Genomic DNA, 14,815 nt, shown 5'->3' with positions numbered 1-14,815 from the left:
GCGAGACCTCAGTCTGAGATCCCAGATAGCCGCCTTCGAAAGGTTGTTGGTATCGCTCTCGCCGAGTGCCAACATGAGGCAACGGCGGTCGAAGACGCCCGCCACCGGCCTTTGGGAGCCATATGTCCAGCAATCACACCCCGACGTCTTTCGGCCGGCAGCTCGTGCGTCGCAAGCCGATCATCTTTCAGCGCCGGCACCATCAGGGCGAGGAGCTGTCCCGCAATCTGGGGACGTTCCAGCTGATGATGTTCGGCGTCGGCGCCACCGTCGGCACCGGTGTCTTCTTCGTCCTCAGCAGCGCGGTCCCCCTGGCGGGACCGGCGGTCATCCTCTCCTTCCTGCTCGCGGCGGTCGCCGCGGGGCTGTCGGCGCTGTGCTACGCCGAACTCGCGTCGGCGATCCCCGTCAGCGGGTCGAGCTATTCGTACACGTATCACGCGCTGGGTGAGGGGCCGGCGGTCCTGGTCGGCGGTGCGGTGCTGCTCGAGTACGGCCTCGCCGTCTCGGCCGTCGCGGTCGGATGGAGCGGGTACTTCAACGAGCTGCTGCTGCAGCTGTTCCACTTCGAGCTGCCGACGGCGCTGTCGCTGACGTTCATCCCGAACCCGGACGGATCCCCGAACGGCGGGTTCATCAACCTGCCCGCCGTGGTGCTGATCGGTCTGTGCATGCTGCTGCTGATCCGCGGCGCGTCGGAGTCCGCGACCGTGAACGCGATCATGGTGTGCGTCAAGCTCGGCGTGCTGCTGCTGTTCGTGGTGCTCGCGTTCACGGCGTTCAACGCCGACCACTTCGCGAACTTCTTCGGGCAGGCGTCCGGGATCAGCGGCGCGGCGGGCGTGATCTTCTTCTCGTACATCGGACTCGATGCGGTCGCCACCGCGTCTGAGGAGGTGCGCAACCCGCAGAAGGCGATCCCCCGCGCGATCATCGGCGCGCTGCTGATCGTCACCGTGATCTACGTCCTGGTCTCCGTCGCGGGCCTCGCCGCCGAGCCCGCCAGCTGGTTCGCGACGAAGGAGGCCGGCGAAGCGGGCCTCGCGAAGATCCTGCTGCATGTGACCGGGAGCCCGATCTGGCCGATCGTCCTGTCCGCAGGTGCGGTGATCTCCGTGTTCTCGGTGACCCTGGTCACCCTCTACGGGCAGACCCGCATCCTGTTCTCGATCTCCCGTGACGGCATGGTCTCGAAGAAGTTCGAGCGCGTCAGCCCGAGGTTCGGCACCCCCGTCTTCAACACCCTCACGGTGTCGATCATCGTCGCGCTCGTCGCCGGGTTCGTGCCGGCGGACTACCTGTGGGACAGCGTCTCCTTCGGCACGCTGGTCGCGTTCAGCATCGTCGCGATCTCCCTGATGGTCCTGCGCCGCACCCACCCCGAGATCGAGCGGCCGTACAAGGTGCCGTTCGGCCCGTGGGTCGTTCCGATCCTCACCGTGGTGGTGTGCGTGTACGTGCTGACCCAGTTGCAGCCCATCACCTGGATGATCTGCGTGAGCTGGCTCGTGATCGTGTTCCTGTTCTACGTCGCCTACGGGCGCCGCAGGGCCACGCTGAACACCTACACCTCCGACGAGGAGATCTCCGAACCCATCCACCCCGAGCTCGAAGACCAGGGCAAGTGATGTACCTCGTCGGCTACGGCCCCCACAACAACGACCGTTCCGCCATCGAACTCGCCTGCCAGTTCGCCCGCTCCGAGCCCCAGCCGGTCCGCGCCGTGTCCGTCGTCCCGCAGGGCTGGGGCACCCCGCTCGCCGGCGGCACCGACCGGGAGTTCGAGGACTGGGCGGCGAGCGAGGGCGAGATCACCGCCGAGGAGGCGCGCGCCGACCTGGCCCAGCACCCCGGCGTCAACGGCACGGCGGTCTGGGTGAGCGGGCGCTCGGTGCCACAGGCCCTCGTCGAGCAGGCGATGGAGCATGAGGCACGGATGCTCGTGGTCGGCTCGAGCGGCGACGCAGAGCCCGGCCGCATCAGACTCAGCTCGAAGACCGACCGGCTCGTGCACTCATCGCCGGTCCCCGTGGCCATCGCGCCCCGGGGCTACCGCACCGACAGCGGCGTGACCCGTGTCACGGTCGCGTTCCGCGACGACGACGCGAGCTGGTCGCTGCTCACCGGCGTCGCCGAGATCTGTCGGCGCACGGGGGCGCGGCTGCGCGTGGTGACCTTCGTGGTCGCCCCGCCCCGCCGTCCCGTCACGTCCCGCATGGGGCACGCCGAGACCCAGGTGATCGACCTGTGGCGCATGCAGGCGGGCAACGCGCAGCGCGACGCGGAGGGGTTCCTGCGCTCGCAGGGCTTTGACGACGACACGCTCGTGTTCACGATCGCCGAGGGATCCGACTGGGCCCGCGCGATCCGTCGGCTCGATTGGGAGGAGGGCGACATCCTCGCCATCGGCTCCTCTTCGACGCACCCGATCGCCCGCGTGTTCCTGGGATCGAGTGCGGCCAAGATCATCCGCTACGCGCCGGTCCCCGTCGTCGCCGTGCCCGGTGCAGCCACGACGGAGTGAACCGGATCCGAGAATCTGCCCGCAACGAACGAGGATCTCTCATGCCTGACGAGAAGACCCCCGACTACGATGCCGTCGTCGTCGGAGGCGGCCACAACGGACTGACGGCCGCGGCCTATCTCGCCAAGGCCGGGCGCAGCGTGCTCGTGCTCGAACGCGACGACCATGTCGGCGGCGCGGCGGTGTCGGCCCAGGCGTTCGAGGGGGTCGACGCCCGGCTCTCCCGCTACGCCTACCTGGTCAGCCTGCTCCCGCAGCGGATCATCGACGACCTGGGACTGGACATCAGCCTCGTCCGACGCCGCTACTCGTCGTACACGCCGGATCCGCTCGACCCGACGCGCGGCCTGCTCGTGGATCGGGCGGCCGACGCCGAGGGCGCCCGCGCCGACTTCGCTCGGGCCGGGGTCGGCGCCGAGGATGTGGCGGCCTGGGACGCGCTCTACGACGAGACGCGGCGGATCGCGCAGGCGCTGTTCCCGACCTTGACCGAGCCGCTGCCGACCCGTGTCGAGGCGAAGGCCCGTCTCGGCGAGGACGACGTGTGGGACGCATTCATCGAGCGTCCGCTCGGCGAGACGATCGACGCACGGTTCCGCAGCGATCTGGTGCGGGGCATCGTCGCGACAGACGGGCTGATCGGGACGTTCACGAGCCTCGACGATCCGGCGCTCGATGCGAACCGCTGCTTCCTGTACCACGTGATCGGCGGCGGCACCGGCGACTGGGACGTGCCGGTCGGCGGCATGGGCGCGGTCTCGGGCGAGATCGCCCGAGCGGCCTCGGTCGCCGGCGCGACCGTGCTCACCGAGGCCGAGGTGCTGTCGGTGACCCCGGCCGGTGCCGGCGCCTTCGCGGGCACGGCCACGGACGCGGCGACGGACGTGGCCACGGTGCAGTACCGCCACGGCGGTGAGCTGCGCACGGTCACCGCGCGGACGATCCTGTCGAACGTCGCGCCCGCGGTGCTCGAGCGGCTGCTCGGCGACGCCGGGCCGTCTGACACGTCCGGCGTCGCGGATGGCGCCGCCGCGGTCCGTCCCGAGGGCGCACAGGCGAAGGTGAACCTGTTCCTCACCCGGCTGCCGAGACTCCGCGACGAGACCGTCGCGCCCGAGGCGGCGTTCGCAGGCACCTTCCACATCAACGAGCTCGGCGTGCAGCTGCGGGCCGCCTTCGAGCGCGCAGAGGCGGGCGAGCTGCCGGATCCGATGCCGTGCGAGATCTACTGCCACACGCTGAGCGACCGGACGATCCTGGGCGAATCTCTCCGCGACACCCCCGCCCAGACTCTCACCCTGTTCGGCCTGCACGTGCCCGACCGCCTCGTCGACCGGATCGGCAACGACGAACTGCGCGACCGGATCCGGACCGCCGTGCTCGCCTCGCTGGACTCGGTCCTCGCGGAGCCGATCGAGGACGTCCTCGCCGTCGATGCGGCGGGCGCGCCGTGCATCGAGGTCAAGACGACGCGCGACCTGGAGGAAGCGCTCGCGATGCCGGGTGGCAACATCTTCCACGGGCCGCTGTCCTGGCCCTGGGCCGAGGACGGCGCCGAGCTCGGCACTCCCGCCCAGCGCTGGGGCGTGGCGACCCGCTTCCCGGACGTGCTGTTGTGCGGATCCGGCGCGGTCCGCGGCGGCGCCGTCTCGGGCATCGGCGGCCACAACGCCGCGATGGCGGTGCTCGAGGCCGACGCCGCGGGCTGAGCCGCAGCGTCGTGCCGCCCCCTCAGGTCGCACTCCCATCCGGTCAGGTTGCACTCCCGCCGCTCAGGTCGCACTATCTGCTGTGAAGGGGCCTCCATCGGAGCAGTTTCTGCGACCTGAGCGGAGGTGAGCCTCCCCGAGTCCTGAGCGCCCTTCCTCCCCCGGTTCCTGAGCGAGCACCGGCACCGCCGAGCGCGCACCCGACGATCGCCGGCTCACACGTCGCGGGAGCGCCAGAGCAGCCAGACGAAGTACGGCGCGCCGAGCACGGCGACCGCGAGCCCCGCGGGCAGCTGCGCGGGCGCGATCACCGTGCGCCCCACGGCGTCCGCAAGCCCCACCAGCACCGCCCCGAGCAGCACCGCGACCGGCACCACGCGCGCATGCCGCGCGCCGACCAGCGCGCGGGCGGCATGCGGGGCGACGAGGCCCACGAAGCCGATCACGCCGACGGCCACCACGCTGAACGCCGCGAGCAGCGCCGCGACCGCGAGGATCAGCAGACGCGAGCGTTCGAGCTTCACGCCCAGCACGCGCGGGGTGTCCTCGTCGAGGCCGAGCAGATCCAGCTCTCGACCGCGCAGCAGCACCACGGGCAGCGCGATCAGCAGAACCACGGCCAGCGGCACGACCTGCTCCCAGATCCGGCCGTACGTCGTGCCGCTCAGCCAGGTGTAGATCTTCGGAGTGTCGAACGGGCTCGCGCGCAGCAGCACGAACGAGGTGAGTGCCACCGCCGCCGAGGAGACGCCGATCCCGATGAGGATGAACCGGTCCGCACTGAGCCCGCCGCGCCAGGAGAGCAGATAGACGAGGGCGAACGCCGCGATCGCGCCGATCACCGCAGCCACGAGCATGCCGAAGGTCGAGGCCGTGGCACTCGTCACCACGAGCACAGCTCCGAGCCCCGCGCCGCCGGTGATGCCGAGGAGTCCCGGATCCGCGAGCGGGTTGCGGCTCACCGCCTGGGTGAGGCACCCGGCGAGCGCGAGCGCCGCGCCCGCCGTGACCGCGGCGATGACCCGGGGCGCACGCTCGTCCAGCGCGAACGCGATCTGCGGCGGCGCCTGCCCCTGCAGCCAGAGCATCACGTCGCCGGTGAGCAGCGGCGTCGCACCCAGCAGCAGGCCGGCGATCACGACGGCGACCACCAGCACGGCCGAGACCGCGAGCACGAGTCGGAAGCGCAGCGGCCCCCGCACCCCGAACCGGATCGACGGCGGGCGTCGCGTGGGCCCGGAATCGCGCAGCCGCCGCGCCATCACCACGAGCACGACGGATCCGAGCACGGTCGTCGCCACGCCCGTGGGCACCGCGATCGCACCCTCGGCGCCGATGATCAGCCGCAGCAAGGCGTCGGCGAGGATCACCACGAGCGCGCCGATGAGACCGGAGGCGGGCAGCAGCAGGGCATGACGGCCGAGACCCGGCACGATCCGCACGAGCAGGCGTGCGAGCACGGGCGCGCACAGTCCGACGAACCCGAGCGGACCGGCAAGGGTGACGGCGGTCGCGGTCAGCAGCACCGAGAGCAGGATCCCGAGGATGCGCGTGGAGCGGATCCGCACGCCGAGGGACGCGGCCAGATCGTCGCCGAGGGCGAGCACGTCGAGGCGGCGGGCGAGGAGCAGCGCCAGCAGTCCGGCGACCACGACGACCGGCGCCGCGCGCAGGAAGGCCTCGAGCCCGAGCTGCGAGAGGCTGCCGCTCCCCCAAGCCAGCAGCCCCTTGGTCTGCTCGCTGAACAGGATCAGCAGCGCCGAGGTCGCGGCCTGGAACGCGAGGGCCAGCGCGGATCCGGCCAGCACGAGCCGGGTCGTCGAGGATCCGGCGCCCCCCGCGAGTCCCAGCACGATCACGGCCGCGACGAGTCCGCCGGCGAACGCGACGATCCCCGATGACCAGAACGGGACCGAGATCCCGAACGCGGCGACCGCGGTGACGGCGAGATACGAACCCGCCGTCACGCCGAGCGTGTCGGGCGAGGCCAGGGCGTTGCGCGCCAGCGACTGCATGAGCAGGCCGGCCATGCCGAGCGCGACGCCGACGGCGACGCCCGCGGCGAGCCGCGGCAGGCGCGCACCGAGCAGGATGTCGGGGTTGGCCCAGACGGCCCCGCTCGTGCCCTGGGTGAGGTGCCAGCCCGCGGCGGCGACGAGGGCGAGGGCGAGCAGGACCAGCACGCCGACGGCGCCGAGGCGGGCGCGGACGGCGGACGCAGGGCTCGCGCCCGCTTCTCCGGTCATCGCCCGCACATCCGTGCCCGCCTCGGCCGTCGGTTCCGCCGCCCCGCGCGCAACCGGCCTCGCAGGATCCTGCTCGTCCACCCGCATCGAGCTCACCGCCGTCGGCTCACTTGCCGAACGCGGCGACGTACGCGTCGGCGATCTTCTCGGCCGAGCGCGGTCCGCCGAACGTCCAGATGCCGCTCGGGAACGCGTGGATGCGCTTCTCCTTCACCGCCGGGATCGAGGCCCAGGCCGGGTTCTTCTGGGCCGCCGTGATGAAGCTGTCGCTGTCGGGGTCATCGGTCCCGGTGTGCAGCAGCGTCGCGGATCCGACCGTCGCCATGCCCTCGATGTCGGTGCTGCCGAGCCCGTACGCGGGGTCGGTCTCGCCCTTCCACACGTTCGTGAGCCCCAGCTCGGCGCCGATCGCGCCGATCAGCGAGCCGGTGCCGAAGGGGCGCAGCGACACGGTGCCGCCGTCGACCCAGCCATCGAAGTACACGAACTCGGTGCTGGAGGGCTTCGCCGCGGCCAGGGTCTTCTTCGCCTCCGCGAGGTGGTTCTTCATCTCCGTCGTGACGGCCTCGGCCCGTTCGGTGCGGCCGGTGGCCTGCGCGATGAGGCCGAAGGTCGCGAGCAGCTGCTTCACCGGATCCTTCGCGTCGGCGCCGATCGTGACGAGCACGGGCACGCCGTACTTCTCGAGCTGGCCGATGATCGCGTCGTCGCGGGCCTGCGCCTCGACGATGACGAGGTCCGGCTTGGCCTGGAACAACGCATCGAGGTTCGGCTCCTGCCGGGTTCCCACGTCCTTCACGCCCTCGGGCAGCGTCTCAGCCTTGTCCCACTGCCGGTAGCCGGCCGCATCGGCCACGGCCACGGGCGTCACGCACAGGGTGAGCGCATCCTCGACCTGCTGCCACTCCAGCACCGCGACGCGCGCGGCGGGCTTGTCGAGCTTCACGGTGCGGCCGAGGGCGTCGGTCACAGTGACCGGCCCCGTGGCGGTGGTCGTGGAGTCCTTGGCGCACTCGGCGCTCGCGGCGGGTGCGGCGCTGCTGGTGGGCGCCGCGACGGAGGTCGTTCCGCAGCCGGCGAGGGCGAGGGTGCTGGCGGCGAGCAGTGAGAGGACGGCGAGGGGCTTGCGCATGGTTCTCCAGGGTCGGTGAGTCGGTGGGTCGGGGTGGTCGGTGGGTCGGGACGGTCGGGTTGCTGAAGGCTTGGTCAGGGGTTGGCGGATCCGGTCGCGGCGGCCGAGCGCGGGCGCAGGCGCGGTGGCCGTCGGGCCGATGGGGCGCCGTGGGCGCGTCGGCGCGCGTCCGCTCGCGGTCAGACCAGCTGCGGCTCGCGTGCGGAGCGCCGCGCGTCGTGCCGGCCGCGCGGGATCACGCGCACCCGGCCGTCGTCGTCGAGCGCGGTGTCGATGCGCAGCCCGTAGGCCGCCGACAGGTTCTCGCCGGTGAGCACCTCGGCGGGGGTGCCATCGGCGCGCACGCGGCCGTCGTGGAGCAGCACGACACGGTCGGCGACCGCGGCGGCGTGGTCGAGGTCGTGCAGCACGACGCCCAGCGCGGTGCCGGCGTCGGCGAGGTCGCGGATGAGGTCGAGCGTCTCGATCTGGTAGCGCAGGTCGAGATGGTTGGTCGGCTCGTCGAGCAGCAGGATCGGCGTGGTCTGCGCAAGCGCGGTGGCCAGCCAGACGCGCTGCAGCTCCCCTCCAGAGAGTTCGTCGACAGGACGGGCGCCCATCGCGTCGAGGCCCGTGAGCGCCAGCGCCCGGTCGATGGCAGTGCGATCCTCGTCGCGCAGGCCCGAGAAGCGCCCGCGATGCGGATGCCGCCCGAAGGCGACGACATCGCGCACCTCCAGTCCGGAGGGGTGCGGCCGCGACTGCGACAGCATCGCCACGGTGCGCGCGAACTCCTTCGCGTCCATCGCCGCGGCGTCGCGGCGAGCGCCGTCGGCGTCGATGCGCACTGACCCGGCCTGGATCCGATGCAGTCGCGCGATGGCCCGCAGCGCCGTGGACTTGCCGCTGCCGTTCGGCCCGATGAGCGCCGTGACGGATCCGGGTCGGAGCGTGAGCGCGACGTCGTGCACGACAGGTGTCCGGCCGTAGTGCAGCGCGAGGCCCTCTGCCTCGAGCCCGACCTGCGGGAGGGCGTCGGAGGAGTTCCGATTCGTCATGTTAGGGGAGCCTAACCTATCCTGATGAGCGTGTCACATCACCCGTACCGGACCTATCGCACCACCGTCGCCCGCCGCGAGCAGCTGTCGCCGAGCTTCCTGCGGATGACGCTGACCGGCCCCGATCTCGTGCACTTCGGCACGGCAGGGCTCGATCAGCGCATCAAGCTCGTGCTGCCACTGCCCGACGGATCCTTCACCGACGTCGGCCAGTTCGACGAGTCGGTGGGCATGATGGAGTGGTATCGCCGATGGCGAGAACTCCCCGATGAGCAGCGCAATCCGATCCGCACGTACACGATCCGCGCGGTGCGACCGGAATCCCGTGAGATCGACGTCGATTTCGTGCTGCACGGCACCGAGGGCCCGGCTTCCGCCTGGGCCACGGCCGCCGCGCCAGGGGAACCGCTGGTCGTGATCGGCCCCGATGCGCGCGCCGACGAGACCGGCGGACGGGAGTGGAACCCGGGCGATGCCGGTTCCGTGCTCATCGCGGGCGATGAGACCGCGGTGCCCGCGATCTGCGCGATCGTCGAGGCACTGCCCGCACACGTGACCGGATCCGTCTACATCGAGGTGCCCACCGAGGCGGACGCGCTGCCGCTCACGGCCCCGGACGGCGTCGCGGTCCGGTGGCTGGCCCGCGGAAGCGCGGCGCACGGGCTGCGCCTGAGCGCGGCCGTGCACGCCTGGGGCGAGTCGCGGGTCACCAGGGGCACGCCGACCGCCGACGTCGCAGACCCGGTCCACGCCCCGCAGCCCGCGGGACCCGAGACCGCTGCAGGAGCGGAGCTGGCGGACCCGAGCGAGGACGACGTGCTCTGGGAGGTTCCGGAGGACACCGTCGGATCCTGCTACGCCTGGCTGGCCGGGGAGGCGTCGACGATCACGGCGCTGCGCCGGCACCTGGTGCGCGGCCTCGGCATCGACCGCCGTTCGGTGGCGTTCATGGGCTACTGGCGTCGGGGTCGCGCCGAGGCGGCCTGAGCCGGAGGACTCGGCCCGAACGCACTCCACCACCCGAGCCGCCGCTACGGAACCGTGTCGAGGGCGCGGCTGACGTCGAGAAGTAACTCGCTCTGCAGTGCATTCCACTCCTCGGTGTCCGGATCCGGCCACGCGGAGAGCTTGACGATCACCGAGTCGGTGAGCGGGTCCAGCCAGAGGCTCTGGCCGTGGATCCCGATCCCGCTCACGTTCCCGCGCTCGTTGCCGGTGCACCACCACTGCCGGGTGTAGCTCCCGTTCGGGAACGTCTTCGTGAAACCCTCGTACGTCATCGCCTCGCGGGAGCCGCCGGCGAACACGCTGCGGACCCAGTCCTGCGACACCACCCGATCGCGCGGGGCGACCCCTCCATCGAGCATCATCCGTCCGACGCGGGCGAGGTCTCGAGCAGTCGCGGAGACACCGCCGTTGGCATAGCCGAAACCGGTCGCGTCGACGGTGATGGTCGCGTCGTGATCGGCGTCCAGCTTGGCCCAGAGGAACCGGGACAGCGCGTCTGCGTAGCGCAGCCCGCTGACCCTCTCGATGATCCAGGCCAGCACATCGGTGTTCGCCGAGCAGTACTGGAACTCGCCGACGGATCCGCTGCCTCGCAAGGTGGTGAGGAACTCGTAGTCGCTCGCCGCGTCGCCGGGCAGCCGCGTGCGCCAGCCCGCGGCGCGGTCGTGCGCCTGCACCTCGGAGGCGGGATCGACGTAGTCCTCGTCATAGTCGATCGCGATCTCCATGTCGAGCAGCTGCTGCACGGTCGGGCCGTCGTAGACGGAGCCTGCCAGCTCGGGCACATACGCGGTGATCCGGCCGGCCGGGTCGATCCTGCCAGCATCCACCAGCGCCCCGAACACCGTGCTGCACAGCGACTTCGAGACGCTCATCAACAGATGCAGCTGGTCGGGGCCGAATCCCTCGCGATAGTACTCCGCGAGCACCTCGTCACCGCGGAACACGAGGAACGCGTCGGTGTAGGTCTGCTCGAGTCGCGCGACGAGATCCGGCAGCTGCTCGGTCAGGGGACCGAGGCGCACGGTCGCCCCCGGGTTCTCGGCGCGCCGCGACACGGTCGCGACCGGCATGAGCTCGTTCATGTGGGCGAAGACCCAGCGGTTGTACGGCGGCTCCTGCCAGCTGTCGATCGTCGGCTCGCCCACCGGCGCGCCGGGGTATCGCGCCGGGTGCGGTCCAGTGTCGACAAGGGTCGTCGCGCGGCTCGGGGTAGGGTCGGCGTGCACGAGGGCTCTCCTATTCGTCGATCTCTGCGAGGTCGGCCACACTCACGGGCCGAGTCGAAGCGCCTTCGGGGATCTCCCCGTACTCGGTGGCGCTCATGGACGGTGTCGGCCGGCGGAACCCTCGGGTGAGCCAGAGCAGCCAGAGCAACCCGGCGGCGAGCCAGCTGCCGCCGATGATGAGCGCGGTCGGGCTGAGCTGCGTGAGCAGGTAGACGGTCACGGACGCTCCGAGCGCCGGGAGCACCACGTACCCCAGAACGCTGAGCCTGCGCGTCTTCCGCTTGCGCACGAAGAACGCGATGACGCAGATGTTCACGACGGTGAATCCGGTGAAGGCTCCGAAGTTGATGAACGAGTAGGCGACGTCGGTGGTCAGCCCCATCCCCACGAAGCACATCAGCCCGGTGAACAGGATCGCCCAGATCGGCGTCTTGGTGCGCGGGCTGACCCACCCGAAGACCCGCTTCGACAAGACGCCGTCGCGGCCCATGAAGTACAGCAGTCGGCTCGAACTCAGCTGCACGGCGAGGCCCGAGGCGAAGCCGGCGACGATCCCCGCCAGATTCGTCCAGTCGGCGAAGGCCTGCCCGCCGACCTGGATGGAGAGGATGTAGCCGCCCACCTGTTCGTCGCCGGGCTTGCCGAAGTCGAAGCCCGGGTGCACGAGCTGCATGACGTAGGCGACCGCGGTGAACAGCACTCCGCCGATGAGGATGACCAGGATGACCGCCCGGGGAATCGTCCTGCCCGCGTCCTTCGTCTCTTCCGAGAGCGTCGTGACAGCGTCGAAGCCGAGGTAGGAGTAGGCCGCGATGGCGGTGGCTGCAGTGACCCCGCCGACCGTGGTGAGCGGGTTCCAGATCGGCGCGACATAGTCCGACGGGTGGTCGTGCACCAGGAAGACCAGGCAGTACGCGACGAACAGCAGCACCAGGAACACGGCAGCCCCCGTGAGCACCATGTTCACGCGGTCGCTGAGCACCACGCCCACGATGTTGATCAGGGTCGTGAGGCCGGCGTTGACCAGCATCCAGATCCAGATCGGGATGTCGGGAAACTGGGCGTTCAGATAGACCGACTGCACGAGCCACGCGACCATCGGCAGGAACAGATAGTCGAGCAGCACGCTCCAACCGACCAGGAACCCGATCGGAGAGCCGATCAGGCGCCGCGCGTAGAAGTAGGCGGATCCGGACACCGGATAGTGGTGCGACAGCTTCGCGTAGCTGAGCGCGGTCAGCAGCATCGCAAGGGTGGCGACGCCGAACACCGTCGCCGAAGTGCCGGCGCTGGCGACCGCGATCACGCCGAAGATCACCATCACCAGGCTCGGGGCCATGTAGCCCAGGCCGAACGCGACGACCGAGGGAAGCCCGAGGCTCTTCTGCAGATGCGCTCCGGGCGTTGTCTCACTCATCGGACGGTCCCGCCGTCACGGCAGAGGTCGGTGTGCATGCTGTTCCCCTTCGAACATGGATCGGGATTCATCTATTGGGCATAGGACCAATAGTGCTATTGGTCACCAATCCAATAGGTTGTCTTGCATGGTGTCAAGAGTCTCTTCCGGCCCTGCCCGGCAGGTGCGCAAGCCGCCCGGCGAACGACGCGCCGAGATCCTCGCCGAGGCAGCGCGGATCGCCCTGACGGAAGGGCTCGAGCGCGTCACGCTGCGAGGAGTGGCTGAGCAGCTCGGCGTGCGCCCCGGCCTGATCGGGCACTACTTCCCCGCAGTCCAGGATCTGGTGATCGCCGCGTTCGAACTCGCAATCAAGGGGGAACGCGAGGCGATGTTCCCGGGCGATGGCTCGCCCCTGGAGCAGATCGCGCATCTCGTGCACCGGATCGAGAGCCGTCGGGCCGACGACCTCGCGCGGCTGTGGCTGAACGCGCGGCATCTGTCGAGGTTCAGCGAGGACCTGCTCGACTCGATCGAGGAGCAAGAGGCGCTCGACCGGGCCCGGCTCACGGCGCTGATCGAGAGCGGCGTCGCCGCCGGGCAGTTCGCGACCGCCGATGCCGAGGCCTCCTGCATCCGGATCTTCATGGCGATCGACGCCTTCGGCTGCTACGTGAACGATCGTGGCCCGTTCGCCGGAGAGGCGTTCTCCCGTTTCGTGGGCGATGTCGCAGTCTGGACGCTCGACCTGGACCGCGCACGGTTCGAGGAGGCGATCGCCCGCCTGGCGTGATGCCCTGCGCGTTCGCAGCAGAAGCAGATCGCGGCACCACCGAGGTGCTGTCGCCCGCTCAGCCGCCGATGCCCATGCCGCGCTGGATGAGCCGGTCGAACACGCGGGCGGGCAGGATCCGGTGCGCGAAGAAGAGAGGCTTCGCGCCGAAGCCGATGCGGTAGCGGGTTCGAGGGCGGCGGGAGGTCGCCGCCGTGGTGATCGCCCGCGCGACGACGTCCGCAGGCGACGTCATCCTGGCGCCGGGCACGGAGGTGCGACCGAGGACTGCCGACACCTGCTCCGCCTGCTTCCGGTACGCGCCCCGGCCGGACGTCTCGAGCACCTTCGCGGCGGCGATGCCACCCCACTCGGTGCGGATGGATCCGGGCTCGATGACGACGACGTCGATGCCGAAGGGTGCCAGCTCCATGCGCATCGCATCGCTGAGCGCCTCGACCGCGTACTTGCTGGCGTGGTACCACGCACCAAGGGGCGTCGTGAAGTTCCCGCCCATCGAGGCGATGTTGATGATCGTCCCGCTGCGCTGCGCGCGCATCGGCGGCAGCACCAGCTGCGCCATGCGCGCCAGGCCCAGCACGTTCACGTCGAGCTGCGCCTGCGCCTCGGTGAGCGGCACGTCCTCGAGCGCGCCGTACGAGCCGTAGCCGGCGTTGTTCACGAGCACGTCGATGTGCCCCTGCTCGGCGAGGATCTGCGCGACCGCGGCCTGCGCAGACCTGTCATCGGTGACGTCCAGGGCGATGGTGTGCACGCCCGCGTCCCGCAGCCCCGCCATCCGCTCCACGCGCCGCGCGGCGGCGTAGACGGTGAAGCCCGCCTCCTTCAGGTGACGCGCGGCGGACTCGCCGATCCCCGAGGAGGCTCCCGTGACCAGTGCGACCTTCGTTCTCATCGCCACCGCTCCTCCTCAGAGGCTCTTCACCGCACGAATGGCGGCGACCGTGCGAGGGAAGCCGATGTAGGGGAAGCACTGCACGAGCGCGGCGACGACCTCGGCCTTGGAGTTGCCGACCTCGAGGCAGACGCGCGCGTGCGGGCCGAGTTGCGCGGCCGTGTCGCCGATCGTCGTCAGCGCGCACAGCACCAGCAACTCCCGCTGCGCGAGCGTCAGGCCGCCACGCGTGTAGAAGTCGCCGAAGCAGAACTCGGTCAGGAATCGCGGCAGCGCCTCCGCGAACGGGGCAGGAAGATCGGCGAGGTCGTCAGCGATCTCCGTGCCGTACAGCGGTGCCTGGATCTCCCGGCCCTTCGCGGTCCGGTCGGTGTCGGCCACCGTCCCCTGATCCGGAAGCGGCAGCGGTATCCCGCGCTCGCGGAACACGTCGTTCGCCACGGCGACGGCGTTGAGCGTGTACGGGAAGCCGATGAACGGGGCCAGCTGATAGATCGCCTCCCGCACCTGAACCGGATCCACTCCGACGTTCAACGCCGCGCCCACGTGCGCCCTCAGCTGCGGCAGCGCCTGGAGACAGGCCAGGACGGTGACCGTGATCAGCTCGCGAGCGCGGTCGTCGATGACGCCGGTGCCGAACACGTCCCCGAAGATGAACCCCCGCAGGATCCCCATCAGCTCCGGATCGTCACCCGGCGCGGTCGTGTCTCGCGGCCCGAACAGCCGCGCGTAGACCTCCTCCGCGGCGGCGGTGCGTCCGCCCTCGTCCACGTTCGAAGCGTCGTTCTCGGCCATGCGGGTCCTTCCTCGCGGGCTCATGCCATCGCTGGACGATCATCCGTCCTT

The 14,815-nt window shown here is 70.7% G+C and carries 12 protein-coding genes; 5 read left to right on the top strand and 7 right to left on the bottom strand.

The features are described 5' to 3' along the window. Positions 1-122 precede the first annotated feature (122 nt). The 3 genes from AC1DCT_RS12545 to AC1DCT_RS12535 are packed head-to-tail and all read left to right on the top strand — an operon-like array spanning position 123 to position 4,233. Entirely contained in the window at positions 123-1,628 is a 1,506-nt protein-coding gene (locus tag AC1DCT_RS12545) for an APC family permease (protein WP_477429553.1), read from the top strand. Further along, the gene (locus AC1DCT_RS12540) at positions 1,628-2,524 is read left to right on the top strand and encodes a universal stress protein (protein ID WP_477429666.1); all 897 of its coding nucleotides are present in this window, start codon (positions 1,628-1,630) and stop codon (positions 2,522-2,524) included. Before AC1DCT_RS12545 ends, AC1DCT_RS12540 begins: the two co-directional genes overlap by 1 nt. A gap of 41 nt (positions 2,525-2,565) precedes the next feature. Further along, a complete protein-coding gene (locus AC1DCT_RS12535; protein WP_477429551.1) occupies positions 2,566-4,233 on the top strand; it encodes a phytoene desaturase family protein in 1,668 nt (555 codons plus the stop codon). Positions 4,234-4,448: 215 nt separating this feature from the next. Here the strand turns inward: AC1DCT_RS12535 and AC1DCT_RS12530 are convergent, their stop codons facing one another. The 3 genes from AC1DCT_RS12530 to AC1DCT_RS12520 form a co-directional block, all read right to left on the bottom strand. Further along, the gene (locus AC1DCT_RS12530; protein ID WP_477429549.1) at positions 4,449-6,479 is read right to left on the bottom strand and encodes an iron ABC transporter permease; all 2,031 of its coding nucleotides are present in this window, start codon (positions 6,477-6,479) and stop codon (positions 4,449-4,451) included. Between the two features lie 106 nt (positions 6,480-6,585). Next, the gene (locus AC1DCT_RS12525) at positions 6,586-7,611 is read right to left on the bottom strand and encodes an ABC transporter substrate-binding protein (protein ID WP_477229802.1); all 1,026 of its coding nucleotides are present in this window, start codon (positions 7,609-7,611) and stop codon (positions 6,586-6,588) included. A gap of 179 nt (positions 7,612-7,790) precedes the next feature. Continuing rightward, the gene (locus tag AC1DCT_RS12520) at positions 7,791-8,648 is read right to left on the bottom strand and encodes an ABC transporter ATP-binding protein (RefSeq protein ID WP_477429547.1); all 858 of its coding nucleotides are present in this window, start codon (positions 8,646-8,648) and stop codon (positions 7,791-7,793) included. A 24-nt stretch (positions 8,649-8,672) separates the two neighbouring features. On the opposite strand from AC1DCT_RS12520, the gene AC1DCT_RS12515 reads away from it, so the two are divergent. Then, positions 8,673-9,635 (top strand): siderophore-interacting protein, encoded by a 963-nt coding sequence (locus AC1DCT_RS12515; protein ID WP_477429546.1) that lies wholly within the window; start codon positions 8,673-8,675, stop codon positions 9,633-9,635. A 44-nt stretch (positions 9,636-9,679) separates the two neighbouring features. On the opposite strand, the gene AC1DCT_RS12510 is transcribed toward AC1DCT_RS12515, so the two are convergent. Both AC1DCT_RS12510 and AC1DCT_RS12505 read right to left on the bottom strand, forming a co-directional pair. Beyond that, the gene (locus tag AC1DCT_RS12510) at positions 9,680-10,885 is read right to left on the bottom strand and encodes a serine hydrolase domain-containing protein (RefSeq protein ID WP_477429544.1); all 1,206 of its coding nucleotides are present in this window, start codon (positions 10,883-10,885) and stop codon (positions 9,680-9,682) included. Between the two features lie 10 nt (positions 10,886-10,895). Next, positions 10,896-12,302, bottom strand: a complete 1,407-nt coding sequence (locus AC1DCT_RS12505) for an APC family permease (protein ID WP_441977446.1) — start codon at positions 12,300-12,302, stop codon at positions 10,896-10,898. Positions 12,303-12,429: 127 nt separating this feature from the next. Between AC1DCT_RS12505 and AC1DCT_RS12500 the strand changes: the two genes are divergently transcribed. Continuing rightward, positions 12,430-13,074 (top strand): TetR family transcriptional regulator, encoded by a 645-nt coding sequence (locus tag AC1DCT_RS12500; RefSeq protein WP_441977447.1) that lies wholly within the window; start codon positions 12,430-12,432, stop codon positions 13,072-13,074. A gap of 58 nt (positions 13,075-13,132) precedes the next feature. Here AC1DCT_RS12500 and AC1DCT_RS12495 read toward each other — a convergent pair whose 3' ends face one another. Together AC1DCT_RS12495 and AC1DCT_RS12490 are read right to left on the bottom strand one after the other, a co-directional pair. Then, a complete protein-coding gene (locus tag AC1DCT_RS12495; protein ID WP_477230352.1) occupies positions 13,133-13,969 on the bottom strand; it encodes an oxidoreductase in 837 nt (278 codons plus the stop codon). Positions 13,970-13,984: 15 nt separating this feature from the next. Further along, positions 13,985-14,764 carry a carboxymuconolactone decarboxylase family protein gene (locus AC1DCT_RS12490; protein ID WP_477229807.1) on the bottom strand — a complete coding sequence of 260 codons (780 nt, stop codon included), beginning with the start codon at positions 14,762-14,764 and terminating at the stop codon, positions 13,985-13,987. Positions 14,765-14,815: the final 51 nt, after the last annotated feature.

The sequence above is a fragment of the Microbacterium sp. 10L49 genome (assembly GCF_056395125.1).
This window is presented reverse-complemented; position numbering and strand designations above follow the sequence as displayed.

What these genes read in the sequence shown, in the direction of transcription:
- AC1DCT_RS12545 (WP_477429553.1), top strand. Translation starts at nt 123, where the DNA reads ATGTCCAGCAATCACACCCCGACGTCTTTCGGCCGGCAGCTCGTGCGT.
- AC1DCT_RS12540 (WP_477429666.1), top strand. Translation starts at nt 1,628, where the DNA reads ATGTACCTCGTCGGCTACGGCCCCCACAACAACGACCGTTCCGCCATC.
- AC1DCT_RS12535 (WP_477429551.1), top strand. Translation starts at nt 2,566, where the DNA reads ATGCCTGACGAGAAGACCCCCGACTACGATGCCGTCGTCGTCGGAGGC.
- AC1DCT_RS12530 (WP_477429549.1), bottom strand. Translation starts at nt 6,479, where the DNA reads ATGACCGGAGAAGCGGGCGCGAGCCCTGCGTCCGCCGTCCGCGCCCGC.
- AC1DCT_RS12525 (WP_477229802.1), bottom strand. Translation starts at nt 7,611, where the DNA reads ATGCGCAAGCCCCTCGCCGTCCTCTCACTGCTCGCCGCCAGCACCCTC.
- AC1DCT_RS12520 (WP_477429547.1), bottom strand. Translation starts at nt 8,648, where the DNA reads ATGACGAATCGGAACTCCTCCGACGCCCTCCCGCAGGTCGGGCTCGAG.
- AC1DCT_RS12515 (WP_477429546.1), top strand. Translation starts at nt 8,673, where the DNA reads ATGAGCGTGTCACATCACCCGTACCGGACCTATCGCACCACCGTCGCC.
- AC1DCT_RS12505 (WP_441977446.1), bottom strand. Translation starts at nt 12,302, where the DNA reads ATGAGTGAGACAACGCCCGGAGCGCATCTGCAGAAGAGCCTCGGGCTT.
- AC1DCT_RS12500 (WP_441977447.1), top strand. Translation starts at nt 12,430, where the DNA reads ATGGTGTCAAGAGTCTCTTCCGGCCCTGCCCGGCAGGTGCGCAAGCCG.
- AC1DCT_RS12495 (WP_477230352.1), bottom strand. Translation starts at nt 13,969, where the DNA reads ATGAGAACGAAGGTCGCACTGGTCACGGGAGCCTCCTCGGGGATCGGC.
- AC1DCT_RS12490 (WP_477229807.1), bottom strand. Translation starts at nt 14,764, where the DNA reads ATGGCCGAGAACGACGCTTCGAACGTGGACGAGGGCGGACGCACCGCC.